The organism is Halobacterium sp. CBA1126 (genome assembly GCF_009741975.1).
Taxonomy (GTDB): domain Archaea; phylum Halobacteriota; class Halobacteria; order Halobacteriales; family Halobacteriaceae; genus Halobacterium.
Genome location: NZ_WPCF01000200.1, coordinates 1 through 1,471, shown reverse-complemented (window position 1 = coordinate 1,471; position 1,471 = coordinate 1). Strand labels below are relative to the sequence as shown.

The 1,471-nt window shown below is 77.8% G+C and carries 2 protein-coding genes; both read left to right on the top strand.

Annotated elements, in window-relative coordinates; all coding sequences use genetic code 11:
• On the top strand, positions 1 to 537 hold a 537-nt coding region (locus GJ634_RS15730), incomplete at its 5' end, for a hypothetical protein (protein WP_394350903.1).
• Positions 534 to 1,471, top strand: a 938-nt coding sequence (locus GJ634_RS16775) for a DUF58 domain-containing protein (RefSeq protein WP_197425562.1), incomplete at its 3' end; no start/stop codon positions are given. The genes GJ634_RS15730 and GJ634_RS16775, both read left to right, overlap by 4 nt.

Sequence of the window (1,471 nt, the reverse complement as noted above, 5' to 3'; positions counted from 1 at the left end):
GGCGTCGCGGTCGCGGTCGGCGTCCTCGTGGGACTGGCGCCCGCGTCGCTCGTGGGCGCGGCGAGCGGGCTGGACGCGACGCTCGCGACCGGCGTCGTCGGCGCCGCGCTCGTCGGGTACGCGCTCAGGCGCCGGCGCCAGCGCGAGCCGACCGCCTCGGCGTCGACGCTCGCGGACGAGGACGGCGACTCCGTCGCGGCCGACCCCGGACAGCCGGTCGACGGCGCGCTCGACCGCATCGCGGACGACGACGCCTTCGCGGGCGACGCCCGAACGCGGGTCCGCGAGCGGGTGCGCGAGACGGCCGTACGAGCGGTCGACCGGAAGCAAGGGGTCGACGACGCGAGCGAGGCCGTCGCGTCAGGCGAGTGGACCAGCGACCCGGTGGCGGCGGCGTTCCTCGGGGACGAGCGCGCGCCGCGGTACCCGCTCCGGGAGCGCCTGCGCGGCTGGGTCCACCCGGACCGGGCGTTCCGCCGGCGGGTCGAGCGAACGGTCGACGCGGTCCACGCGCTCGCCACGGAGGGGTCCCGGTGAGCCAGTCGCGGTTCACCGGCGGCCTGCTGGCCGCGCTCGCGCTCGCCGGCGCGGGCGCCCTCAGCGGCCGGTCGGCGCTGTTCGTCGCGGCCGTGATTCCGCTCGCGTTCGTCCTCTACGGCGCACTCTCGGTCCCGCGGGGCGACGAAGCGGTGCGCGCGACCCGCGAGTTCGACGCGGAGTCGCCGCTGCCCGGCGACCGCGTGACCGTCGAACTCACCGTGGAGAACGCCAGCGACCGCGCGCTCTCGGACGTCCGCGTCGCCGACGGCGTGCCCGCGGACCTCCGCGTCGTCGAGGGGTCGCCGGACGCCGCGCTCGCGCTCCCCGCGGACGGCACCGCGACCATCGAGTACACGGTCGTCGCGGACCGCGGGCGGTTCCGGTTCGACGCGCCGACCGTCGGCGTCCGCGGCGCGAGCGCGACGAACGCGCGCACGGTCGACCCGGACGTGGCCGGCGCGGTCGACCTCGACTTCCGGGTGAGCGTCGCCGACGTGCCGCTGGGCCGGCAGACGACCGCCCACGCGGGCACGCTCCCAACGGACTCCGGCGGACCCGGCATCGAGTTCCACTCCACGCGGGAGTACCAGCGCGGCGACCCCGCGAGCCGCATCAACTGGCGGCGGTACGCGAAGACCGGCGAGCTCACGACGGTGAACTACCGCGAGCGCCGCGCGGCCGCCGTCGTGCTCGCCGTCGACGCCCGCGAGGCGAGCGACGCGACCGCCCGCGAGGGCACGCCTTCCGGATCGTCGCTGTCCGCGTACGCCGCCGCGCGCGCCGTCGAACCGCTCGAGACCGCCGGCCACAGCGTCGGCTTGGCGGTCTTCGGCGTCGACGACCCCGTGACGGTGGGCTCGGACCCCGCGTGGGTGCCGCCGGGCACGGGCGACGCACACCACGCCCACCTCGCGACCGTCCTCGACGCCGC